Source organism: Enterobacter asburiae, from assembly GCF_007035645.1.
Lineage (GTDB): Bacteria > Pseudomonadota > Gammaproteobacteria > Enterobacterales > Enterobacteriaceae > Enterobacter > Enterobacter asburiae_B.
Map to the genome: position 1 here is coordinate 4,120,654 of NZ_AP019632.1, position 22,544 is coordinate 4,143,197.

Consider the following 22,544-nt stretch of genomic DNA (forward strand, 5'->3'; position numbering starts at 1 on the left):
CTTATTCCCCCTGACGCTGGTAGTCGTTACGCTGCGCGTTAGCACGGCGTTGGTCCATAATGTCACCATCGTTCGAAGAAGGCGTTGTGTTCGTGCTGGCGCTGCCTGATGAGGCTGGCGGCAGACGCAGCAGGTTGTTCGCGCCGCTGGTGTCGCCTTTCGCTGCTGGCGCAGAACTGCCTTTCAGCATCTGATCCAGCGGCAGAACCATCAGGTTCCCGCCTTTATTGTCGTTAACCAACACTTTGCGGGTGTGGCTCAGCACTTTTTCCATGGTCTCGATATAGAGACGCTCACGGGTAATTTCCGGTGCAGCTTTATATTCCGGCAGGATCTTCGCGAAGCGGGCCACTTCACCCTGAGCTTCCAGGATGGTCTGCGTCTTATACGCGCGCGCTTCTTCCAGAATACGCTGCGCCTGACCGTTAGCGCGTGGCTGAACTTCGTTGGTGTACGCTTCTGCTTCACGGATGTACTGCTGTTCGTTTTCACGGGCAGCAATCGCATCGTCAAATGCGGCTTTCACCTCTTCCGGCGGACGTGCAGCCTGGAAGTTAACGTCCAGCAGGGTAATACCCATGTTGTACGGACGAATGGTCTCTTCCAGCTCGCGCTGGGTATCGCTACGAATAACGGTACGACCTTCGGTCAGAATACGGTCCATGGTGTATTTACCGATCACGCCACGCAGGGCGCTGTCGGTCGCCTGACGCAGGCTGTCATCGGCGCTGGTCACGCTAAACAGATAACGCTCAGGATCGGTCACGCGGTACTGCACGTTCATCTCAACGCGCACCACGTTTTCGTCAGAGGTCAGCATCACGCCAGAGGCGGCCAGTTCACGGACAGATTCCACGTTTACCGCGGTCACATCGTCAATGAAGGTCGGCTTCCAGTTCAGACCCGGCTCAACCAGATGGCTGAACTTACCGAAACGGGTGACTACGCCGCGTTCTGCTTCTTTAATGGTGTAGAACCCGCTGGCTGCCCAGATGATGACTACCGCAGCGGCCACGATGCCCACTACGCGGCCACCCATTGGCGGGCGCGAGCTCTGAGTGGAATTGCCACCCGAGCCAGAACCTTTTCCTCCGCCAAGGCCACCAAGCTTCTTGCTCAGTTTGCGGAAGATATCATCCAGATCCGGCGGCCCCTGCTCGCGACCACCTTTGTTGCCATTTCCCTCAGAGTTGCCGCCAGGTTTGCTGCTTCCCCACGGGTCGCGGTCTTGTCCGTTATTACCGGGCTGATTCCACGCCATGTATATGCTCCATATTTGTTATGCAAGGGCGAATTATTCAGGCATCCCCTTTCTGATCAGACGATATAGTCGACCAGGGCAGGTTCTTGTTTACAGAGGCGACGCCAGTCAACGATCGGCATACGCACCTGCATCCCCACGCTGCCGTCATCCTCCATCCACTCTTTTTCTATCGCCTGAAGCTGATAAAACCGGCTGCGCAGCCTGCCTTCCTGTGGCGGCAGTCGCAGCGTGTGCTGAGCTACCTCACCGGAAAGACGTTCTGTCAAAGCCTGGAAAAGCAGTGGCACACCAATACCGGTCTGGGCAGAAAGCCAGACCCGAATCGGTTTGTTTTCTTCATCTCTGTCGATACGCGGTTCGAAATCGTCCAGCATATCGATCTTGTTCATGACCAACAGCGTTGGGATCTCGTGGGCGTCGATCTCTTCGAGCACCACGTTGACCGCGTCGATGTTCTCCTGCACGCGCACGTCTGCCGCATCAATCACGTGCAGCAGCAGAGTCGCCTGTCGCGTCTCCTGCAGGGTGGCTTTAAACGCCGCCACCAGGTCATGCGGCAGGTGGCGGATAAACCCTACGGTATCCGCCAGCACCGTTTCACCGACGTCTGCAACGTCAATACGGCGCAGCGTAGGGTCCAGGGTCGCAAACAGCTGGTCTGCGGCATACACCTGGGCCTCGGTTATCTGGTTAAACAGGGTGGATTTACCGGCGTTGGTATAGCCCACCAGCGACACCGTTGGGATGTCGGCTTTGGTTCGCGCCCGACGCCCCTGTTCGCGCTGTTTCTCTACACGTTCCAGACGTGAAAGGATCTGGGTAATTCGGCCACGCAGCAAACGACGGTCGGTTTCGAGCTGGGTTTCACCCGGGCCGCGCAAACCAATCCCGCCTTTTTGTCTTTCAAGGTGTGTCCAGCCACGCACCAGACGCGTTGCCAGATGGCGCAGCTGCGCCAGCTCAACCTGCAGTTTCCCTTCGTGGGTACGTGCACGCTGAGCAAAAATATCTAAAATCAAACCCGTGCGATCGATAACACGGCATTCGCAAAGGGCTTCCAGGTTGCGCTCCTGGGCTGGAGACAGCGCATGATCAAACAACACGACTGACGCGCCGGTTGCTTTTACGGCATCCGCAATTTCGACTGCTTTACCTTCACCAACAAAATACTTTGGGTGCGGCGCTTTACGGCTACCGGTAATCACCTGCATTGCTTCGACACCGGCGGAAGAGACCAGAGATTCAAACTCCTGGAGGTCTTCCATATCTTTGTCTTGCGAAAAATAGATGTGTACCAGCACCGCCTGCTCACCGGCATCATAACGGTCAAACAAGCGTAAACCTCTCTAAAAAGATCAGCGGGGAACGCAGGATCCCTGGCTCCCCGTGTGGATAACAGTGCGAAACCTTATTCGGTCTCGTCGCTGTCCTGCGCCGGCGTTGAAGAACCCTGCGCGCTGCTGCCATGATGGTAGTTACTACCAGTGCCGCCGCCAGCGTTATTGCTGTGATGAGATACCGGACGGGACGGAACAACAGTAGAAATAGCGTGCTTGTAGACCATCTGACTGACCGTGTTTTTCAACAGAATCACAAACTGATCGAAAGACTCAATCTGACCTTGCAGCTTAATACCATTCACCAAATAAATAGAAACTGGAACACGTTCCCGACGCAATGCGTTCAGGAACGGATCTTGTAAAGATTGCCCCTTAGCCATTCTATCTTTTCCTTATATGCTTGTTTTGTACTTAGAACCTTGCGATTCTGAAAAATTGCGCACGATACGTCTCAATTGTACACATTCAGTGAGCGATATCACCAACAACCTCAATCACTTCGTTTAACGCCTGTTGCGGTTTTTCACTGTCTAACCAGTGAACCCCCTCCCAACCGCGCAACCAGGTGATCTGGCGCTTCGCTAGCTGTCTCGTGGCGCAAACACCTCTATAAACCATTTCATCGTATGAAATCTCACCTTCAAGATACGACCACATCTGGCGGTATCCCACACAACGAATGGAAGGCATGTCCGTATGCAAATCTCCACGGGCAAATAGCGCCCGCACTTCTGCTTCAAAATCTGAAGCTAACATCTGATGAAAACGCTGCTCAATTCGCTGATGGAGCAGTTCACGGCTCGCCGGGGCGATGGCGAACTGATGCACCTGATACGGCAGAGCGTCTCCTGACGTTTGCGTCAGTTCCGTTAAAGTTTTACCCGAAATGAAAAAAACTTCCAGTGCCCGGGAAAGCCTTTGCGGATCATTTGGATGGATCCGTGCTGCAGCAACCGGGTCAATCTCCGCCAGTTGCTGATGCAAAACGTCCCAACCTTGCTCTGCCGCCTGCTGCTCAATTTTCGCTCTTATTTCCGGATCCGCGGATGGCAGAGGTGACAACCCTTCCAGCAACGCCTTGAAATAGAGCATGGTTCCGCCAACCAACAGCGGTATACGTCCCGCCGCCGTTATCTCGGCCATCTCGGCTAAGGCATCCCGGCGGAAATCCGCTGCGGAATAGGCCTGAGCCGGGTCGAGAATATCGAGCAAACGGTGCGGCGCCGCACGCAACTCTTCTGCGTCAGGCTTCGCCGTGCCGATGTCCATCCCCCGGTAGATGAGGGCGGAGTCGACGCTAATCAACTCTACAGGCAAAACTTTACGCAACTCAATGGCTAGCGCCGTTTTGCCGGAGGCCGTTGGGCCCATTAAAAAAATTGCCTTAGGCAGGCTCGCCTTACTTGCGTCAATCATGTTTCAGGGCGTTCATCGCCGTTTGTAAATCAACAGGTTGTAATAACCCACCCGGCGGCGTTTTCACCAGATGCGGACAGAGGCGTTCTACCTCCGCCAGCACGCTAATGGCCTGCGCCATACTCCACGGCGCGTGTTCGCTTGCCAGATGGCGGGCGATCCACTGCGCGGTGTTGGCGGCATCAAACGACGTTTGCTGCGCCAGGTAGCCTATCAGTTCAGGAATCAAGTTTTGTAAATTTTGTTGGCGTAAGGGTAAAGGCACTGCACGAATTGTCACATGTTGTGGTTCGAGCACAGTTTCAATACCCATTTGCGCCAGCTGCGGCTCTGCGCGCTGCAATACCCTCGTTTCATCAGGGGATATTTTCAGGCGAACCGGAATTAATAACGGCTGCGCGCAGGCTGCATTTTCGCCTGGCGTAAGCTGCACCTGCTTGAGCCAGCGTTCGGCGACCGGCAGGGCCAGAAGCATCAGTTTGCCGTCACGCTCAAGCAGCGCCATATCCGGCGCGATAATCGTCAGCACCCGGCCAAAACTCTGGCTATGGCCGTCCAGAGAAGGCTGAGCGGGCGGAATGTGCTCTTTACGCTCCACGGCGGGCGTTTCCAGCAGCTTGCGGTACAACGCTCCCTGCTGCTTCTGATAGCCCGGCTGGGCATTCGGGTAGTTCGCGCCCGTTGGACGCGGTGCGCTCCCGGTCGGGGAGAAACGCGGAGCTTCCGGTTCACGCGCGACGGCAGGCTCAGCAAAATGGTTGCGCCCTGCCGCTACACGGTTTTCAGGCAGCGGACGCGGCGCAGGGGCGTCGTTCTCCAGCGGCAGCGTTGGCGCTGCCTGCTGCTGCAACACGGCGGCCACGCCCTGATAAATGAAGTCGTGAACCAGACGCGACTGGTGGAAACGCACCTCATGCTTGGCAGGATGAACGTTTACATCCACCTGATGGGGGTCGATTTCCAGATAAAGGACGAAAGCTGGCTGCTGATCGGCCCCGAGTTTGTCTTCGCAGGCCTGGCGAATCGCGTGATTGATGAGACGATCGCGCATCATGCGCCCGTTCACGTAGCAATACTGAATTTCAGAGAACGCAGCACTGCTCGCGTTTGGATCGGCAACCCAGCCGCGTAAAGCCAGATCGCCGTGCTGCCACTCAATGGCCAGAGCCTGTTCCAGAAACGGCGTCCCGCAGATAGCGCCCAGGCGACGCTCTTTCTGTCCACCTTCCGCCACCGCGCGGTACTGGCGCATCACCTTACCGTTATGGCTGAGGTTGATGGCGACATCGAATCGGGCGAGCGCAATACGGCGAATGATCTCGTCGATATGGCCGAACTCGGTCTTCTCGGTACGCATAAACTTGCGTCGGGCGGGGGTGTTGTAGAACAGATCCAGGACTTCCAGCGTCGTGCCGACAGGGTGCGCCGCGGGTTTGACCGTCACATCCATATCGCGCCCTTCGGCGTAAGCCTGCCAGGCTTCCTGCTGTTCAGCGGTACGGGAGGTCAGCGTTAAGCGCGAAACGGAGCTAATACTGGCCAGCGCTTCGCCGCGAAAACCGAGGCTAATAATCGCTTCCAGATCGTCCAGAGAGGCGATTTTACTGGTGGCGTGACGAGCCAGCGCCAGCGCCAGCTCCTCTTTTTTAATGCCACAGCCGTTGTCGCGAATGCGGATAAGCTTCGCGCCACCGCGTTCGATATCAATATCGATGCGGGTTGCGCCCGCATCGAGGCTGTTTTCCACCAGCTCCTTCACCACCGACGCAGGGCGTTCCACCACCTCACCGGCGGCGATTTGGTTCGCGAGCTGCGGCGGTAGAACCTGAATCGGCATGAATGCTCCTTAGTTGGTCGCGGTCATCTCACCCGGCAGCGCTGCGCTGGCCGTCTGTGCTGAGCCGCTCTGCGGCGCAGACTGCAGAGGATGCGCCTCAAAATATTTACGTAAACCGTTATAAATCGCTTCGGCAATTTGCTGCTGGTAACTGTCGCTTCCCAACAGACGCTCTTCACCGTTGTTACTGATAAAGCCCGTCTCTACAAGGATGGACGGAATATCCGGGGAGCGCAGAACGCCGAGGCTGGCATGTTCCGGACGGCGCTTATGCAGCACGCCAACGCTTTGCAGCTGGTTCAATACGTTAGTGGCGACATCATACCCGACGCGCTGCGAATGACCGAACTGTAAATCCAGCACCGCCTGGCTGAGGTACGGATCGGACTGGCTGTTCGCCAGCACGTCGCCCGCGCCGCCTAACAGTTCAGACTGTTTCTCATGTTCTTCCAGCCAGTTGGCCATTTCGCTGTTAGCGCGACGGTTCGACAGCACCCAAACCGAGGCGCCGGTCGCGCTACGATTCGGTGCGGCGTCCGCATGAATAGAGACCAGGAAGTTCGCGTTTTGCTTACGCGCCACGTCCGAGCGTCCCATTACGGAGATAAAGTAATCCCCGTCGCGGGTCAACACGCCTTTAAACATCGGGTCGTCATTGAGCAGCGAACGCAGTTTCCGCGCGATCGCGATAGTCACGTTTTTTTCTCGCGTGCCGCCAGGGCCAATCGCCCCCGGGTCTTCCCCGCCGTGGCCCGCATCAATGGCGATAATCACTTTGTCACCGCTGACCGTCGCGCGTCGCGCGCTGGCCGCCGGACGCGTCACCGTATTGCTGCTGGTTGCCGCAGTAATGCGATCGTTCTGCGATTTAAACGGATTACGCGCAGGTTCAGAAGGACGCCGCGTATACACCGGTTCTTCCACGCGCTTCGCTACGACCGGCGGCGGTGGAGGCGGTGGCGGCGCGTCGGCATTGATGGTAAACACCACCGTATAGTTCGCCCCGTTTTGCTGCTTCACCGCCTTCGTTTTGCCCTTTTCGGTCAGATCAACCACCAGGCGTAACGACTGGCTATCCTGCGGCGTTCCCGAACGGATACTTTTCACCAGATTGTTACCGCTGAACCGCAGCGGTAGCCCCTGGATCACGCCTGTTTGTTTGATATCCAGCGCCACGCTGTGGCTGTCTGGCTGTGAGAACGCATATTCAGGGTCGCCCATAAAACTGAACGTGATCCGGGCCTGGCTTTCGCCGTTTGATACCTGAATATCTGAGAGGTTTGCCGCCCCGGCCTGCGCGCACAGCAGCACGGTGGCAGCCAACAACCAACCTTTAACGCGATTTATCATCCCGTCATCCCTACGCTTAACCGGCCAGTCGCGCCAGTAAGGAACTGCCTGATGAGGAAACAGCACTGATGCGCGCCTCACGCCCTTGTGCCTGGTAATCTAAGTGAATTTCGACATCCGGGTCAGGCAGCACACCCGCACCTTGTTGCGGCCACTCCACCAGGCAAATGGCGTCGTTGGCAAAATAATCACGGATCCCCATAAATTCCAGCTCCTCAGGATCCGCAAGGCGGTATAAATCGAAGTGATACACCATGAGATTTTCAAGGGTGTACGGTTCTACCAGCGTGTAGGTTGGGCTTTTCACATTCCCGTTATGCCCTAACGCCTGCAAAAAACCCCGGCTGAAGGTGGTTTTACCCGCACCTAAATCACCATACAGATAAATGACGGTTGCCCCCTGACAGGCCTGCGCCACGCGCTTGCCGAGTTCTAAAGTGGCTTGTTCATCAGGTAAAGGAATCGCTCGATTAGTCATTTTCTACGTCAATCACATCCGGGTTAACAACACGCCGCAGCGTGCAAAAAAGATCGGTGGCCAGCATGCCGCGTGTACCGTAACGCGCGGCCAGTTTATCTGCCGCGACACCGTGGGCTACGCAGCCCGCGCAGGCTGCATCATAAAGGGGAAGTTTCTGTCCAAGCAATGCGCCAATGATGCCGGAAAGCACATCGCCCATGCCGCCGCTTGCCATGCCCGCATTTCCGGCATCAATAATGCCCTGCGTCTCGTCACTGGCGACAACGGTTCCAGCCCCTTTCAAAACAGCAACACCTCCGTAACGTTTTACCAGACGCTGAGCAGAAAGTAAGCGATCGCTTTCAATTTCTGCCACGCTGCAGTTAAGCAGGCGCGCGGCTTCGCCGGGGTGTGGCGTCAGAATGCGATTGTGACGCTTATCGGGGTTTATTGCCAGAAGGTTAAGCGCGTCGGCATCCCACAGCATCGGTTTACGAAAATTCTCGACCTTTTGCAGGGCCTGTTTACCCCATGCCTGCTGCCCGAGCCCGGGGCCGATCGCCACCACGTCCGCCCATTCCAGGCTTTCTTCAAGCGACTGAGGCGTAAGCTCATGGACCATCAGCTCCGGTCGGGCCGTAACGATCGGCGCAATATTCTCAATGCGAGTGAGTACTCGCACTAATCCGGCACCGCAGCGCAGGGCCGCTTCGCCGGTCATGCGAATTGCACCTGCCGTACCATGATCGCCGCCAATAATCACCAGCCTGCCGTGATCGCCCTTATGGGACGTCTGCCGGCGCGGCGGGAGCCACGCCGCAAGCTGCGAAGCATCAAAACGCGCGAGGTGCGTTTCCTGCCCGGACAGCCAGCTCTCCAGCCCCAGCGCATGGTGGTGCAGCACGCCAACAACGTCTCGTGCTTTACCGGTCAGTAGCCCCGGCTTGAGGGCGATGAAGGTTACCGTATGTGCAGCCTGAATCACCGCTCCCGGCGTCGCGCCGGTTTGTGCGATCAGGCCTGAGGGAATATCCAGGGCAACGACCGGCGCGGAATGTCCGTTAGCGTGTTCAATAAGGGCGGCAATGTTCTCGCGAGGCGCACTGCGTAGCCCGGTACCCAGCAGACCATCAACAATCAGATCCACCTCTTCCGGCCAGACGATATCAGGCGCATGAATCACACCGCCTGCGTTAAGCCACGCCTCCCGGGCCGCGCTGGCCTCTTCCGGCAGCGGTTTATCGCTCTCCAGGGCCAGCAACGTCACGCGGATACCTGCCGCAACCGCCAAACGGGCGACAACGTAGCCGTCGCCGCCGTTATTGCCGTGACCGCACAGAATCAGCCAGTGGGCGGCATGAGGGTACGCGCTGCGGGCAACGTTAAACGCCGCCTCACCCGCGCGCAGCATCAGTTCATAAAGGGTAATCCCGAGGCTGTCTGCGGCCTCTTTTTCGGCGCGCCGGAGGTCATCCGCATGCCAGATGGAATGTGGTATACTTGCGGGGTTTTTCTTCACCGTATGGTCCGTCATGTCACAGCCCCTCGATCTCAATGAATTAGCGCAAAAAATAAAACAGTGGGGTGCTGAGCTTGGCTTCCAGAAGGTGGGCATTACCGATACCGACCTTTCCGCCAGCGAGCCAAAACTGCAGGCCTGGCTGGACAAACAATACCACGGCGAAATGGAGTGGATGGCGCGTCATGGCATGATGCGCGCCCGCCCTCACGAGCTTTTGCCGGGCACGTTACGCGTCATCAGCGTGCGCATGAATTATCTGCCCGCCAACGCGGCCTTTGCGCGCACGCTAAAAAATCCCTCTCTGGGTTACGTCAGCCGGTACGCCCTGGGACGTGATTACCATAAGCTCTTGCGTAACCGTTTAAAAAAACTCGGGGAAACTATTCAGCAGCACTGTGTTTCGCTGAATTTTAGACCCTTTGTCGATTCTGCGCCTATTCTTGAGCGCCCGATCGCCGAAAAAGCCGGGCTTGGCTGGACAGGTAAGCACTCACTTATCCTTAGCCGCGATGCCGGATCGTTCTTCTTCCTGGGTGAACTGCTGATTGATTTACCGCTGCCGGTAGACGGCCCGGTAGAAGAAGGCTGCGGACGCTGCGTGGCCTGCATGACCATCTGCCCGACGGGTGCCATCGTCGAGCCTTACACCGTTGATGCGCGCCGCTGCATCTCCTACCTCACTATCGAACTGGAAGGGGCCATTCCAGAGGAATTTCGACCGCTTATCGGCAACCGCATCTACGGCTGCGACGACTGCCAGCTGATCTGCCCGTGGAACCGCTATTCGCAGCTCACGGACGAAGAGGATTTCAGCCCGCGTAAGGCGCTGCATGCGCCGCAGCTGGTTGAGTTATTCGCCTGGACCGAAGCCTGGTTCCTGAAAGTGACGGAAGGTTCGGCCATTCGCCGTATCGGTCATCTGCGCTGGCTGCGTAATGTTGCCGTCGCGCTGGGTAATGCCCCGTGGGATGAAGCGAATATTCGGGCGCTTGAAAAGCGTAAAGGTGAGCACCCACTTCTTGATGAACACATAGAATGGGCGATTGCGCAGCAAATAGAGAAGCGTAATGCCTGCACGATCGAGGTGCAGCTACCGAAGAAACAGCGTCTGGTGCGGGTGATTGAAAAAGGGCTTACGCGGGATGCCTGAACTATTCACAGCCTGTGAATAAAATTACAAACTCAAGCGCCATCTGGGCTGGAGAAGAGGTCAAGTGATCTCAATAACATTTTGAAATGAAAATTTATTTACTAAATACAACGCGTTACAAGGATATTATTCACCCTGCTAAGTTTTAACCCTGTTACGGTTAAGCGTAGTTTCTGTGGATAACTCTGTTCACAAGAGTATTTCAGAGACAATAGAAAACGTCCCCAACGACTCTTTTCGCTGTGGATATTTTAGAGATGAAGAAGAATTTGGAGCGGGAAACGAGACTCGAACTCGCGACCCCGACCTTGGCAAGGTCGTGCTCTACCAACTGAGCTATTCCCGCAAATCTGCACTGCTTTTGTTGCTGTCGTAACGTGTAATTCTCTGTCGTTACGGGAGGCGCATTATACGAGAAATCCTTTTAGCTGCAACCCCCCTTAAAGCGATTTTTTCGAAATTAAGTTCAAATGCTTAATTAATCGGCAAGCTGAACAATTTAACGACAAAAACCCGGCCACGCAAGGCGCCGGATCGCAAAATCACAGCTTAATAAAGTTTTCGCGGTAGTAGGAAAGCTCCGCCACGGACTCACGGATATCGTCCATCGCCTGGTGAGTCCCCTGCTTTTTAAAGCCGTCGAGGATTTCAGGCTTCCAGCGACGCGCCAGCTCTTTCAGGGTGCTGACATCCAGATAGCGGTAGTGGAAATATGACTCCAGCTCCGGCATGTACTTAAACAGGAAACGGCGATCCTGGCCGATGCTATTCCCACAGATAGGCGATTTGCCTGCCGGAACCCACTGTTTCAGGAACTCAAGCGTCGCCAGCTCCGCCTCGCGATCGCCGAACGTGCTCGCCTTCACGCGCTCTACCAGGCCACTGCCGGTGTGGGTGCGCACGTTCCATTCATCCATCAAAGCCAGCTGCTCGTCGGACTGATGCACCGCAATCGTTGGCCCTTCAGCCAGGATATTCAGGTTAGCGTCCGTCACCAGCGTTGCAATTTCAATGATGCGATCGCGCTCGGGATCCAGCCCGGTCATTTCGAGATCGATCCAAATCAGGTTGTTTTCATCCGCGCTCATGTTATTTTCCACCCTTCTCGCATAACCGGCAGTAGCAGGTTAACTAGTATTAATTAGAGTGTATCATAGAGGTTTTGCCCCTTACGGGCGACCAGGAGCCAGCGCGATTGAGTAAAAATAAACTCTCCAAAGGGCAGCAGCGCCGCGTAAACGCCAACCACCAGCGCCGTCTTAAAACCACTTCGGAGAAGCCGGATTATGACGACAACCTGTTTGGTGAAGCGACAGAAGGCGTAGTTATCAGCCGTTTCGGTATGCATGCCGATGTCGAATCCGCCGACGGGGATATCCACCGTTGCAATATCCGTCGCACCATCCGTTCACTGGTTACCGGCGATCGCGTGGTCTGGCGACCGGGTAAAGAGGCGGCGGAAGGCGTTACGGTAAAAGGTATCGTTGAAGCGGTTCATGAGCGCACGTCCGTGTTAACCCGTCCCGATTTCTACGACGGGGTCAAACCCATTGCCGCCAACATTAACCAGATTGTTATCGTATCGGCGATTTTGCCCGAACTTTCGCTCAACATTATCGACCGATACCTCGTCGCCTGCGAAACGCTGCAGGTTGAACCGATTATCGTGTTGAACAAAATCGATCTGCTGGATGACGACGGCATGGCCTTCGTGAATGAGCAGATGGATATCTACCGCAAGATTGGTTACCGCGTGCTGATGGTCTCCAGCCACACCAAAGATGGCCTTAAACCGCTGGAAGAGGCGCTGACCGACCGCATCAGCATCTTTGCGGGCCAGTCCGGCGTGGGTAAATCGAGCCTGCTGAACAACCTGCTCGGCCTCCAGCAAGAGATCCTGACCAACGATGTGTCCAACGTCTCTGGCCTGGGCCAGCACACCACCACCGCCTCGCGTCTGTATCATTTCCCGCACGGCGGCGACGTGATCGACTCCCCGGGGGTGCGTGAGTTCGGTTTGTGGCACCTTGAGCCGGAACAAATCTTTAACGGATTTGTCGAATTCCATGATTATTTAGGCGCCTGTAAATACCGCGACTGTAAGCACGATAACGACCCAGGCTGCGCTATCCGTGAAGCGGTTGAGAAAGGCGAGATCGCGGAAACCCGCTTCGAGAATTACCACCGCATTCTTGAGAGCATGGAAGACGTAAAAACGCGTAAAAACTTTTCTGATTCTGATAACTGACAACTAAGCTAAGCATCGCTAAAATCGTCCCCTTTTTTCAGGTTCCGGCGGCTTAACGCCGGATCAGGAACGACAAAACAATGGCCTGGAGGCTACCTTGTTAAACGCATTTAAACTTTCGCTTCAATACATTCTGCCAAAACTGTGGCTCACTCGCCTGGCGGGCTGGGGCGCAAGCAAACGCGCGGGCTGGCTGACCAAACTGGTCATCGACCTTTTCGTAAAATATTACAAGGTCGATATGAAAGAGGCGCAGAAGCCGGATACCGCCAGCTACCGCACCTTCAACGAGTTCTTCGTACGCCCGCTGCGTGACGAAGTGCGCCCGCTGAACACCGACCCTAACGTCCTGGTGATGCCGGCAGACGGCGTGATCAGCCAGTTGGGTAATATCGAAGACGACAAAATCCTGCAGGCGAAGGGCCATAACTACAGTCTGGAAGCGCTGCTGGCGGGTAACTACCTGATGGCGGATCTGTTCCGTAACGGTACCTTTGCCACCACCTATCTTTCACCGCGCGACTACCATCGCGTGCACATGCCGTGTAACGGTATCCTGCGTGAAATGATTTACGTCCCGGGCGACCTGTTCTCCGTAAACCACCTGACAGCGCAGAACGTGCCGAACCTGTTTGCCCGCAACGAGCGCGTCATCTGTCTGTTCGATACTGAATTTGGCCCTATGGCGCAGATTCTGGTGGGTGCGACCATCGTAGGCAGCATCGAAACCGTCTGGGCGGGCACCATCACCCCACCGCGCGAAGGCGTGATCAAACGCTGGACCTGGCCTGCCGGTGAAGCGGAAGGCTCGGTGGCCCTGCTGAAAGGTCAGGAGATGGGGCGCTTCAAGCTGGGCTCTACCGTAATCAACCTGTTTGCGCCGGGCAAAGTGAAGCTGGCTGAACAGCTCGAAAGCCTGTCGGTCACCAAGCTGGGCCAGCCGCTGGCAATCTCTACCGAAACCTTCGTGACGCCGGATGCAGAACCTGCTCCGCTGTCACAGGAAGAGATTAACGCCGAGCACGACGCCAGCCCGCTGGTTGACGACAAAAAAGACGAAGGCTAACAACAGAAGGATCGCTGACGTGCGCCCGATTATCGTTCTACTGATGGCCTGGTGCCTCAGCATGGGGGCGTACGCAGCGACAGCCCCCGACGCCAAACAGATAACCCAGGAACTGGAGCAGGCAAAAGCGGCTAAACCCGCTCAGCCAGAGATCGTCGAGTCGCTCCAGGCTGCCCTGAACGCGCTTGAGGAGCGGAAAGGCTCTCTTGAGCGCGCTCAGCAGTATCAGCAGGTTATCGACAATTTCCCCAAACTCTCGCAGACGCTACGCGCGCAGCTCAATAATTTGCGTGACGAACCGCGCGATGTGCCAGCAGGCATGACCTCCGACGCCCTGAACCAGGAGATCCTGCAGGTCAGCAGCCAGCTTCTGGAAAAGAGCCGCCTTGCCCAGCAGGAGCAGGAGCGAGCGCGTGAAATTGCCGACTCCCTTAGCCAGCTTCCGCAGCAGCAAACCGATGCCCGCCGCCAGCTTAATGAGGTTGAGCGTCGCGTGGGTACGCAAAGCGGCAATACGCCACAGGCTCAGGCTCAAAATCTGGGCCTGCAGGCAGAATCGGCTCGCCTGAAGGCCCTTGTCGATGAGCTGGAGCTGGCGCAGCTTTCCGCCAATAACCGCCAGGAGCTGTCGCGGATGCGCTCTGAACTCGCTCAGAAGCAGAGCGAGCAGCTGGATGCGTATCTCCAGGCCCTGCGCAATCAGCTCAACAGCCAGCGTCAGCGCGAAGCCGAGCGTGCCCTTGAAAGCACCGAACTGCTGGCGGAAAACAGCGAAAACCTGCCTGCCGGTATCAACGAACAATTCAGGGTCAACCGCGAGCTTTCTGCCGCGCTGAATCAGCAGGCGCAGCGCATGGATCTGGTTGCCTCGCAGCAGCGTCAGGCCACCAATCAAACCCTGCAGGTTCGCCAGGCGCTCAACACCCTGCGCGAGCAGTCCCAATGGCTCGGATCATCAAACCTGCTGGGCGAAGCGTTACGTGCCCAGGTCGCGCGCCTGCCGGAAATGCCGAAGCCGCAGCAGCTGGATACCGAGATGGCCCAGCTGCGCGTTCAGCGCCTGCACTTTGAAGATCTTCTCAATAAACAGCCGCAAATCCGCCAGATCCGTCAGGCTGACGGCCAGCCCCTGACCAGCGAGCAAAACCGTATTCTGGAAGCCCAGCTGCGTACCCAGCGTGAGCTGCTGAACTCTCTGCTCCAGGGCGGGGATACGCTGATTCTGGAGCTGACCAAGCTAAAAGTCTCCAATAGCCAGCTGGAAGATGCGCTGAAAGAGGTGAACGAGGCTACGCACCGTTATCTCTTCTGGACGTCCGACGTGCGTCCGATGACCTTCTCGTGGCCGATTGAGATTGTCCAGGACCTGCGCCGCCTGATTTCGCTGGACACCGTCAGCCAGCTGGGACAGGCCAGCGTGATGATGTTTACCAGCAAAGAGACCATTTTCCCGCTGCTGGGGGCGTTGATTCTGGTGGGCTTCAGCATTTACTCGCGCAGACATTTCACCCGCTTCCTGGAGCGTTCCAGCTCCCGGGTCGGGAAAGTCACCCAGGATCACTTCTGGCTGACGTTACGCAGCGTATTCTGGTCGATTCTTGTCGCCTCCCCGCTGCCGGTGCTGTGGATGACGCTGGGGTATGGCCTGCGGGAAGCCTGGCCCTATCCGCTCGCGGTCGCGATTGGCGATGGCGTCACCGCCACGGTGCCGCTGCTGTGGGTGGTCATGATTTGCGCCACCTTCGCGCGCCCCAATGGCCTGTTCATCACCCACTTTGGCTGGCCGCGTAATCGCGTCGCGCGCGCCATGCGTTACTACCTGATGAGCATCGGGCTGATTGTGCCGCTGATTATGGCGCTGATCATGTTCGATAATCTCAACGACCGGGAATTCTCAGGCTCGCTGGGCCGCCTCTGCTTTATGCTGATATGCGGGGCGCTGGCCATCGTCACGCTCAGCCTGAAACGCGCGGGTATTCCGCTCTATCTCGATAAATCCGGCAGCGGCGAAAACATGTTCAACCGGCTGCTCTGGAACCTGCTGCTTAGCGCGCCGCTGTTTGCGATGCTGGCAGCCGCGGTGGGCTATCTGGCAACCGCGCAGGCGCTGCTGGCGCGGCTGGAAACCTCGGTGGCCATCTGGTTCCTGCTGCTGGTGGTGTACCACGTGATCCGCCGCTGGATGCTGATCCAGCGCCGCCGTCTGGCCTTTGACCGAGCCAAGCATCGCCGGGCGGAGATCCTCGCCCAACGCGCGCGGGGTGAAGAAGAGCCAAACCACGTCAACAGTACGGAAGGCACAACGGAAGCGGACGAGGTCGAACTGGATCTGGATGCCATCAGTACCCAGTCCCTGCGCCTGGTTCGTTCCATCCTGATGCTGATTGCCCTCCTGTCGGTGATCTTCCTGTGGTCAGAGATCCACTCCGCGTTTGGCTTCCTGGAGAACATCTCGCTCTGGGACGTGACGTCTACGGTGCAGGGCGTGGAAAGCCTGGAGCCGATTACCTTAGGGGCGGTGCTGATTGCCATTCTGGTGCTGATCATCACCACGCAGCTGGTGCGCAACTTCCCGGCGCTGCTGGAGCTTGCGCTGCTGCAGCATCTGGATTTAACGCCGGGTACAGGCTATGCGATTACGACCATTACCAAATATCTGATCATGCTGTTTGGCGGGCTGGTTGGCTTCTCAATGATCGGTATTGAGTGGTCGAAGCTGCAGTGGCTGGTGGCGGCCCTTGGTGTAGGGCTAGGTTTTGGTTTACAGGAGATCTTCGCCAACTTCATCTCTGGCCTGATCATTCTGTTCGAAAAACCGATCCGTATTGGCGATACCGTAACGATCCGCGATCTGACCGGCAGCATCACGAAGATCAACACCCGTGCGACGACGATCAGCGACTGGGATCGGAAAGAGATCATCGTGCCAAACAAGGCGTTTATCACCGAGCAGTTCATCAACTGGTCGCTGTCAGACTCCGTTACCCGCGTGGTGCTGACGGTACCGGCGCCGTCGGACGCCAACAGCGAAGAGGTCACCCAGATCCTCTACACTGCCGCTGAGCGCTGCTCGCTGGTAATCGACAACCCAGCGCCGGAAGTATTCCTTGTGGATTTACAGCAGGGGATCCAGATTTTCGAGCTGCGCATCTACGCCGCCGAAATGGGACACCGTATGCCGCTGCGCCATGAGATCCACCAGCTGATTCTGGCGGGCTTCCGCGAGCACGGTATTGATATGCCGTTCCCGCCGTTCCAGATGCGTCTCGAAAGCCTGGACGGGCGTAAAACGGGAAGAACGCTGACGTCAGCGGCGCGTACGCGCCCGGCGGGAAGTTTGTAAGGTAAGCGGGGCAACCCTCTCCCGCGGGAGAGGGTAAACTGCCGTCAGGCGCGATCTACGGTAAACGCAATCACATCGCCAAGCTGCTCTGCGCCCAGGGCCAGCATCACCAGACGGTCAACACCCAGCGCCACGCCGGAGCAATCCGGCAGACCTGCTTTTAATGCTTCAAGCAGATTAACATCAATAGGCTGCTGCGGCAGACCGCGCGCGGCGCGCTTGCGGTTATCCTGCTCGAAGCGCTGCTGCTGCTCGCGGGCATCCGTCAGTTCGTGGAAGCCGTTCGCCAGCTCGATGCCTTTGTAATAGACCTCAAAACGCTCTGCGACACGATGATCTTCGGTACTGATCTGCGCCAGCGACGCCTGGCTTGCCGGGAAGTGGTAGACAAAGGTCGGACGATCCTTGCCAATCTGTGGTTCTACGCCGAAGGTGAACAGCAGCTGCAGCAGCGTGTCGCGATCCTCTTCGGTGTCCGCCACGTTGCTCAGATCCAGTTTTGCCGCCACTTCGCGCAGCTGGGTTTTGTCCGCCGACAGCGGATCGATTTCCAGATGGCGCTGGAAAGCCTGCTGATAGGAGAGCGTTTCGGCTTCTGAGCAGTCCAGGACCTGCTGCAGCAGATCGTCCACCTCATTCATCAGGCGGTACATATCATAATGCGGGCGGTACCACTCCAGCATGGTGAATTCCGGGTTGTGGTGACGACCCATCTCTTCATTACGGAAGCTCCGGCACAGCTGATACACCGGGCCACACCCCGCCGCCAGCAGGCGTTTCATGTGGTATTCCGGGCTGGTCATCAGATACAAATTCATGCCCTGAGAGTGGCCGGGGCCAACAAAACGGGTTTCAAACGGCACCAGATGAATATCCGTTACCGTTGCCTGACTCATGCACGGCGTTTCCACCTCCAGGACTCCGCGGTCGGCAAAGAAACGGCGGATCTCCGCCATAATTGCAGCGCGTTTTAACAGATTAGGGATGGATGCGCTCGGCTGCCAGGTGGCCGTTTCGCTCATGAGTTGTTCTCCGATTTCAGACAAGGGCACGAAGTCTACTCGTTAGCAGGGGCAGAGACAAATTTTGCGCAGTAAAAAAGGGCATTTCATTTAGGTGAACTTTTTCGTGACGTATTTCATCAATCTTCATGATAAATCGCCGTACAGAACAGCAAAAAAATCGAACACGTCAAATTTCCCTGACATCTACACGGTTATACTGTTTTACCCATAAAGGAGCAGTGGAAACGCTTTCGCAATCGTCCTTTTGGACGGGTGAACTACCTTTAGTGTGTCGCGTTGCGAAATAACAAAAATCTGGAGGAATGTCGTGCAAACTTTTCAAGCCGATCTTGCCGTAATAGGCGCTGGCGGGGCTGGATTACGTGCTGCGATTGCTGCAGCACAAGCTAATCCCAACGCTAAAATCGCATTGATTTCAAAAGTCTATCCAATGCGTAGTCACACAGTGGCAGCAGAAGGAGGATCCGCCGCCGTTGCGCAGGATCATGACAGCTTTGAATACCATTTCCACGACACGGTTGCAGGGGGCGACTGGCTTTGCGAACAGGATGTCGTTGACTACTTTGTGCATCATTGTCCAACGGAAATGACCCAGCTTGAACAGTGGGGATGTCCGTGGAGCCGCCGTCCTGACGGCAGCGTCAACGTTCGCCGCTTTGGCGGTATGAAGATTGAACGCACCTGGTTCGCCGCCGATAAAACCGGCTTCCACATGCTGCACACCCTGTTCCAGACCTCCCTTCAGTTCCCACAAATTCAGCGCTTCGATGAACATTTCGTCCTCGACATTCTGGTTGATGACGGGCAGGCGCGTGGCCTGGTGGCGATGAATATGATGGAAGGCACGCTTGTCCAGATCCGCGCCAACGCGGTAGTGATGGCGACGGGCGGTGCGGGTCGCGTTTATCGTTATAACACCAACGGCGGCATCGTCACCGGTGACGGCATGGGCATGGCGCTCGGTCACGGCGTACCGCTGCGCGATATGGAGTTCGTCCAGTATCACCCAACCGGCCTGCCGGGCTCCGGCATTCTAATGACGGAAGGCTGCCGCGGTGAAGGCGGTATTCTGGTCAATAAAAACGGCTACCGCTATCTGCAGGATTACGGCATGGGCCCGGAAACCCCGCTCGGCGAGCCGAAGAACAAATACATGGAACTCGGCCCGCGCGACAAAGTCTCTCAGGCCTTCTGGCACGAGTGGCGCAAAGGCAACACCATCTCCACGCCGCGCGGCGATGTGGTCTATCTCGACCTGCGTCACCTTGGCGAGAAGAAACTGCTGGAACGTCTGCCGTTCATCTGCGAGCTGGCGAAAGCTTACGTCGGCGTCGACCCGGTGAAAGAGCCGATTCCGGTGCGTCCTACCGCGCACTACACCATGGGCGGGATCGAAACCGACCAGCAGTGCGAAACCCGTATTAAAGGCCTGTTCGCCGTCGGCGAGTGTTCCTCCGTGGGTCTGCACGGCGCCAACCGTCTCGGGTCTAACTCGCTGGCAGAGCTGGTCGTCTTTGGCCGCATGGCGGGCGAGCGCGCGATGGAGCGGGCAGCTACCGCAGGTGAAGCCAACGGTGCCGCGCTGGATGCGCAGGTCGCAGACGTTGAAAAACGCCTGAAAGATCTGGTGAACCAGGAGGGGAACGAGAACTGGTCTAAGATCCGCGACGAGATGGGCCTGTCGATGGAAGAAGGCTGCGGTATTTACCGTACGCCAGAGCTGATGCAAAAAACCGTCGACAAGCTGGCGGAACTGCAGGAGCGCTTCAAGCGCGTACGCATCACCGATACCTCCAGCGTATTCAACACCGACCTGCTCTACACCATTGAGCTGGGCCACGGTCTGAACGTCGCGGAATGTATGGCGCACTCTGCGCTGGCGCGTAAAGAGTCGCGTGGGGCCCACCAGCGTCTGGACGAAGGCTGTACCGAACGTGACGACGTCAATTTCCTGAAACACACTCTCGCCTGGCGCGATGCAGATGGCACCACACGTCTGGACTACAGCGACGTGAAAATCACCACGCTGCCGCCGGCTAAACGCGTGTACGGTGCAGAAGCAGAAGCCGCCGAGAAGAAGGAGAAGGCGAATGGCTGAGATGCAAAAAATGAAGGTTGAAGTGGTGCGCTACAATCCGGAAGTGGACGCCGCACCGCACAGCGCTTTCTATGAAGTACCTTATGACGAGCAAACCTCCCTGCTGGATGCGCTCGGCTATATCAAAGATAACCTGGCGCCAGACCTGAGCTACCGCTGGTCCTGCCGCATGGCAATCTGCGGCTCCTGCGGCATGATGGTCAACAAGGTGCCGAAGCTGGCCTGTAAGACCTTCCTGCGCGAGTACACCAAAGGCATTAAGGTCGAAGCGCTGGGCAACTTCCCGATTGAACGCGATCTGGTGGTCGATATGACCCACTTTATCGAAAGCCTGGAAGCCATTAAGCCGTACATCATCGGTAATCCGCGCACGCCGGATCAGGGGCCAAATACCCAGACGCCGGCTCAGATGGCGAAATATCATCAGTTCTCCGGCTGCATCAACTGCGGCCTGTGCTACGCAGCCTGTCCACAGTTTGGCCTGAACAAGGAGTTCATCGGCCCGGCCGCCATTACCCTGGCACACCGCTATAACGAAGACAGCCGCGACCACGGCAAAAAAGAACGTATGGCGCAGCTTAACAGCCAGAACGGCGTCTGGAGCTGTACCTTTGTGGGTTACTGCTCCGAAGTGTGTCCGAAGCACGTCGACCCGGCCGCCGCAATTCAGCAGGGTAAAGTAGAAAGCTCGAAAGACTTTCTTATCGCTACCCTGAAACCACGCTAAGGAGTGCATGATGACGACTAAACGCAAAGCCTATGTGCGGCCTGTGCCGTCCACCTGGTGGAAAAACCTGCCGTTTTATCGCTTCTATATGCTGCGTGAAGGCACGGCGGTACCGGCGGTCTGGTTCAGTCTTGAGCTGATGTACGGCGTTTTTGCCCTCAAGCATGGCCCGGAAGCCTGGGCCAGCTTTGTCGGTTTCCTGCAAAACCCGATCATTGTTGTTCTGAATCTGATCGTGCTCGCGGCCGCGCTGCTTCATACCAAAACCTGGTTTGAACTAGCGCCAAAAGCGGCGAACATCATCATAAAAGACGAGAAAATGGGGCCAGAGCCGGTGATTAAAGGGCTCTGGGCAGTGACGATTCTGGTCACTGTGGTCATTCTGTTTGTCGCACTGTTCTGGTAAGGAGACTACTGTGATCAATCCAAATCCAAAACGTTCTGACGAGCCGGTCTTCTGGGGCCTGTTTGGCGCAGGCGGCATGTGGAGTGCCATCATCGCCCCCGTCATCATTCTGCTGGTCGGCATTATGCTGCCGCTGGGGCTGTTCCCGGGCGATGCGCTGAGCTACGAGCGCGTACTGGCGTTCGCGAGCAGCTTTATCGGCCGCGTGTTCATCTTCCTGATGATCGTCCTGCCGCTGTGGTGTGGCCTGCACCGTATTCACCATGCGATGCATGATCTGAAAATCCATGTACCGAGCGGTAAATGGGTGTTCTACGGTCTGGCGACCATCCTGACCGTGGTGACGCTGATTGCCGTGGTCACCATCTGACGCTTCAGGCCCGCCACCCGGCGGGCCTTTTATTTCTGCATCTTCCCCACCAGCCACTGGGCAAACTCGCGCATTGCGGGCGTTTCTGTCCGTGACTGTAGTCTTGTGAGCCAGTAGCTGCCGAGGTCAATCTGCGTTGCAAACGGCTGCACGATGCGTTCGCTGCTGAGTAAATGGGTAAACATGTCGACAGGCGCAATGGCAATCCCTACGCCTGCCTGCGCGGCTTCCAGCATGGTCACGGACGAATCAAACACCATCACCCGGTGCGTCGGCGAGGGAGGATGTTCACCCGCTGCCTGCATCCACGCAGCCCACTCATCGCGCCGGTAGGAGCGCAGCAGGGTAAACTTCAGGATATCTGCCGGGCTTTTTAGACAGGAGGCAATGTCAGGCGTACAGAGCGGAGACAGCGGCGCAGGGCAAAGGAATTCAGCATCGGTTCCATGCCACGCGCCGCCACCGTAGCGAATGGCGTAATCAAGCCCTTCAGCCGCCGGGTCGACGCGATTGTTATGGGTGGAAAGCTGAAGATCAATATGCGGATAGCAGCGGCGAAAGTCCGCAAGCTCAGAGAATAAAACCCCCGTAGCAAAGGTTCCTACCACACCTATTTTGAGCTTCTCCTGAGCGCGCTGGCTGGCAAAGCGATCCAGCATTCCGGCGATACGATCGAACGAGTCATTCAGCACCGGCAGCAAATTCTCGCCTTCGGTGGTCAACATCAGCCCACGCGAAACGCGGACAAACAGCTGGCAATTAAGGTGCTGCTCCAGCGCCTTTACGTGCTGGCTAATCGCGGAATGGGTGACGTTCAGCTCGATAGCGGCATGCGTAAAACTGAGATGCCTGGCGGCTGCTTCAAACGCCCGCAGGGAATTAAGAGGGAGATAGCTGCGCGTCATGGTCTCGTCCGTTAGAA

At 56.9% G+C, this 22,544-nt stretch carries 19 protein-coding genes and 1 tRNA gene; 8 read left to right on the top strand and 12 right to left on the bottom strand.

Going from position 1 to position 22,544, the window contains the following annotated elements; all coding sequences use genetic code 11:
* Window position 1: 1 nt before the first annotated feature.
* The 8 genes from hflK to nnr form a co-directional block, all read right to left on the bottom strand.
* Entirely contained in the window at window positions 2-1,261 is a 1,260-nt protein-coding gene (gene hflK, locus FOY96_RS19695; RefSeq protein WP_094935126.1) for an FtsH protease activity modulator HflK, read from the bottom strand.
* Between the two features lie 56 nt (window positions 1,262-1,317).
* Entirely contained in the window at window positions 1,318-2,598 is a 1,281-nt protein-coding gene (hflX, locus tag FOY96_RS19700; protein ID WP_023310136.1) for a ribosome rescue GTPase HflX, read from the bottom strand.
* 74 nt (window positions 2,599-2,672) lie between these two features.
* On the bottom strand, window positions 2,673-2,984 hold the full coding sequence (hfq, locus tag FOY96_RS19705) for an RNA chaperone Hfq (RefSeq protein ID WP_023334248.1): 312 nt from the start codon (window positions 2,982-2,984) through the stop codon (window positions 2,673-2,675).
* Window positions 2,985-3,069: 85 nt separating this feature from the next.
* Window positions 3,070-4,020 carry a tRNA (adenosine(37)-N6)-dimethylallyltransferase MiaA gene (miaA, locus tag FOY96_RS19710; protein WP_023310135.1) on the bottom strand — a complete coding sequence of 317 codons (951 nt, stop codon included), beginning with the start codon at window positions 4,018-4,020 and terminating at the stop codon, window positions 3,070-3,072.
* Complete coding sequence (gene mutL, locus FOY96_RS19715) at window positions 4,013-5,857, bottom strand: DNA mismatch repair endonuclease MutL (protein WP_094935124.1); 1,845 nt, start codon at window positions 5,855-5,857, stop codon at window positions 4,013-4,015. The genes miaA and mutL overlap by 8 nt, the downstream gene beginning before the upstream one ends.
* Window positions 5,858-5,866: 9 nt before the next feature.
* The gene (amiB, locus tag FOY96_RS19720) at window positions 5,867-7,207 is read right to left on the bottom strand and encodes an N-acetylmuramoyl-L-alanine amidase AmiB (protein WP_143347626.1); all 1,341 of its coding nucleotides are present in this window, start codon (window positions 7,205-7,207) and stop codon (window positions 5,867-5,869) included.
* A gap of 16 nt (window positions 7,208-7,223) precedes the next feature.
* The gene (gene tsaE, locus FOY96_RS19725; RefSeq protein WP_013095283.1) at window positions 7,224-7,685 is read right to left on the bottom strand and encodes a tRNA (adenosine(37)-N6)-threonylcarbamoyltransferase complex ATPase subunit type 1 TsaE; all 462 of its coding nucleotides are present in this window, start codon (window positions 7,683-7,685) and stop codon (window positions 7,224-7,226) included.
* Window positions 7,678-9,201 (bottom strand): bifunctional ADP-dependent NAD(P)H-hydrate dehydratase/NAD(P)H-hydrate epimerase, encoded by a 1,524-nt coding sequence (gene nnr / locus FOY96_RS19730; RefSeq protein ID WP_143347627.1) that lies wholly within the window; start codon window positions 9,199-9,201, stop codon window positions 7,678-7,680. The genes tsaE and nnr overlap by 8 nt, the downstream gene beginning before the upstream one ends.
* Here nnr and queG point away from each other — a divergent pair.
* On the top strand, window positions 9,200-10,339 hold the full coding sequence (gene queG, locus FOY96_RS19735; RefSeq protein WP_143347628.1) for a tRNA epoxyqueuosine(34) reductase QueG: 1,140 nt from the start codon (window positions 9,200-9,202) through the stop codon (window positions 10,337-10,339). The two genes, nnr and queG, sit on opposite strands and share 2 nt — an antisense overlap.
* Before the next feature lie 270 nt (window positions 10,340-10,609).
* On the opposite strand, the gene FOY96_RS19740 is transcribed toward queG, so the two are convergent.
* Window positions 10,610-10,685: transfer RNA gene (locus tag FOY96_RS19740), tRNA-Gly, on the bottom strand.
* Between the two features lie 196 nt (window positions 10,686-10,881).
* Window positions 10,882-11,427, bottom strand: a complete 546-nt coding sequence (gene orn / locus FOY96_RS19745; protein WP_143347629.1) for an oligoribonuclease — start codon at window positions 11,425-11,427, stop codon at window positions 10,882-10,884.
* Window positions 11,428-11,534: 107 nt separating this feature from the next.
* Between orn and rsgA the strand changes: the two genes are divergently transcribed.
* The 3 genes from rsgA (at window position 11,535) to mscM (ending at window position 16,996) form a co-directional block, all read left to right on the top strand.
* Entirely contained in the window at window positions 11,535-12,587 is a 1,053-nt protein-coding gene (gene rsgA / locus FOY96_RS19750; RefSeq protein ID WP_023334242.1) for a small ribosomal subunit biogenesis GTPase RsgA, read from the top strand.
* Window positions 12,588-12,684: 97 nt separating this feature from the next.
* A complete protein-coding gene (gene asd / locus FOY96_RS19755) occupies window positions 12,685-13,653 on the top strand; it encodes an archaetidylserine decarboxylase (RefSeq protein ID WP_143347630.1) in 969 nt (322 codons plus the stop codon).
* 19 nt (window positions 13,654-13,672) lie between these two features.
* Entirely contained in the window at window positions 13,673-16,996 is a 3,324-nt protein-coding gene (gene mscM, locus FOY96_RS19760) for a miniconductance mechanosensitive channel MscM (RefSeq protein WP_143347631.1), read from the top strand.
* A 44-nt stretch (window positions 16,997-17,040) separates the two neighbouring features.
* Here mscM and epmA read toward each other — a convergent pair whose 3' ends face one another.
* Complete coding sequence (gene epmA / locus FOY96_RS19765) at window positions 17,041-18,018, bottom strand: elongation factor P--(R)-beta-lysine ligase (RefSeq protein ID WP_024907345.1); 978 nt, start codon at window positions 18,016-18,018, stop codon at window positions 17,041-17,043.
* 310 nt (window positions 18,019-18,328) lie between these two features.
* Here epmA and frdA point away from each other — a divergent pair, with 310 nt between their 5' ends.
* The 4 genes from frdA to frdD are packed head-to-tail and all read left to right on the top strand — an operon-like array spanning window position 18,329 to window position 21,622.
* Entirely contained in the window at window positions 18,329-20,119 is a 1,791-nt protein-coding gene (gene frdA, locus FOY96_RS19770; protein ID WP_023310125.1) for a fumarate reductase (quinol) flavoprotein subunit, read from the top strand.
* On the top strand, window positions 20,112-20,846 hold the full coding sequence (locus FOY96_RS19775) for a succinate dehydrogenase/fumarate reductase iron-sulfur subunit (protein ID WP_023310124.1): 735 nt from the start codon (window positions 20,112-20,114) through the stop codon (window positions 20,844-20,846). Before frdA ends, FOY96_RS19775 begins: the two co-directional genes overlap by 8 nt.
* A 10-nt stretch (window positions 20,847-20,856) precedes the next feature.
* Window positions 20,857-21,252, top strand: a complete 396-nt coding sequence (gene frdC, locus FOY96_RS19780) for a fumarate reductase subunit FrdC (RefSeq protein ID WP_032662400.1) — start codon at window positions 20,857-20,859, stop codon at window positions 21,250-21,252.
* Between the two features lie 10 nt (window positions 21,253-21,262).
* A complete protein-coding gene (frdD, locus tag FOY96_RS19785; RefSeq protein WP_000609653.1) occupies window positions 21,263-21,622 on the top strand; it encodes a fumarate reductase subunit FrdD in 360 nt (119 codons plus the stop codon).
* Between the two features lie 29 nt (window positions 21,623-21,651).
* Here the strand turns inward: frdD and ampR are convergent, their stop codons facing one another.
* Window positions 21,652-22,527 (bottom strand): LysR family transcriptional regulator AmpR, encoded by an 876-nt coding sequence (gene ampR / locus FOY96_RS19790; RefSeq protein ID WP_143347632.1) that lies wholly within the window; start codon window positions 22,525-22,527, stop codon window positions 21,652-21,654.
* Between the last annotated feature and the right edge of the window lie 17 nt (window positions 22,528-22,544).

Excerpts from the sequence above, each read along its gene's own strand:
- amiB (WP_143347626.1), bottom strand. The coding sequence starts at position 7,207 with ATGATAAATCGCGTTAAAGGTTGGTTGTTGGCTGCCACCGTGCTGCTG.
- frdC (WP_032662400.1), top strand. The coding sequence starts at position 20,857 with ATGACGACTAAACGCAAAGCCTATGTGCGGCCTGTGCCGTCCACCTGG.
- mutL (WP_094935124.1), bottom strand. The coding sequence starts at position 5,857 with ATGCCGATTCAGGTTCTACCGCCGCAGCTCGCGAACCAAATCGCCGCC.
- FOY96_RS19775 (WP_023310124.1), top strand. The coding sequence starts at position 20,112 with ATGGCTGAGATGCAAAAAATGAAGGTTGAAGTGGTGCGCTACAATCCG.
- hflK (WP_094935126.1), bottom strand. The coding sequence starts at position 1,261 with ATGGCGTGGAATCAGCCCGGTAATAACGGACAAGACCGCGACCCGTGG.
- queG (WP_143347628.1), top strand. The coding sequence starts at position 9,200 with ATGTCACAGCCCCTCGATCTCAATGAATTAGCGCAAAAAATAAAACAG.
- hfq (WP_023334248.1), bottom strand. The coding sequence starts at position 2,984 with ATGGCTAAGGGGCAATCTTTACAAGATCCGTTCCTGAACGCATTGCGT.
- orn (WP_143347629.1), bottom strand. The coding sequence starts at position 11,427 with ATGAGCGCGGATGAAAACAACCTGATTTGGATCGATCTCGAAATGACC.
- ampR (WP_143347632.1), bottom strand. The coding sequence starts at position 22,527 with ATGACGCGCAGCTATCTCCCTCTTAATTCCCTGCGGGCGTTTGAAGCA.
- miaA (WP_023310135.1), bottom strand. The coding sequence starts at position 4,020 with ATGATTGACGCAAGTAAGGCGAGCCTGCCTAAGGCAATTTTTTTAATG.
- nnr (WP_143347627.1), bottom strand. The coding sequence starts at position 9,201 with ATGACGGACCATACGGTGAAGAAAAACCCCGCAAGTATACCACATTCC.
- tsaE (WP_013095283.1), bottom strand. The coding sequence starts at position 7,685 with ATGACTAATCGAGCGATTCCTTTACCTGATGAACAAGCCACTTTAGAA.
- epmA (WP_024907345.1), bottom strand. The coding sequence starts at position 18,018 with ATGAGCGAAACGGCCACCTGGCAGCCGAGCGCATCCATCCCTAATCTG.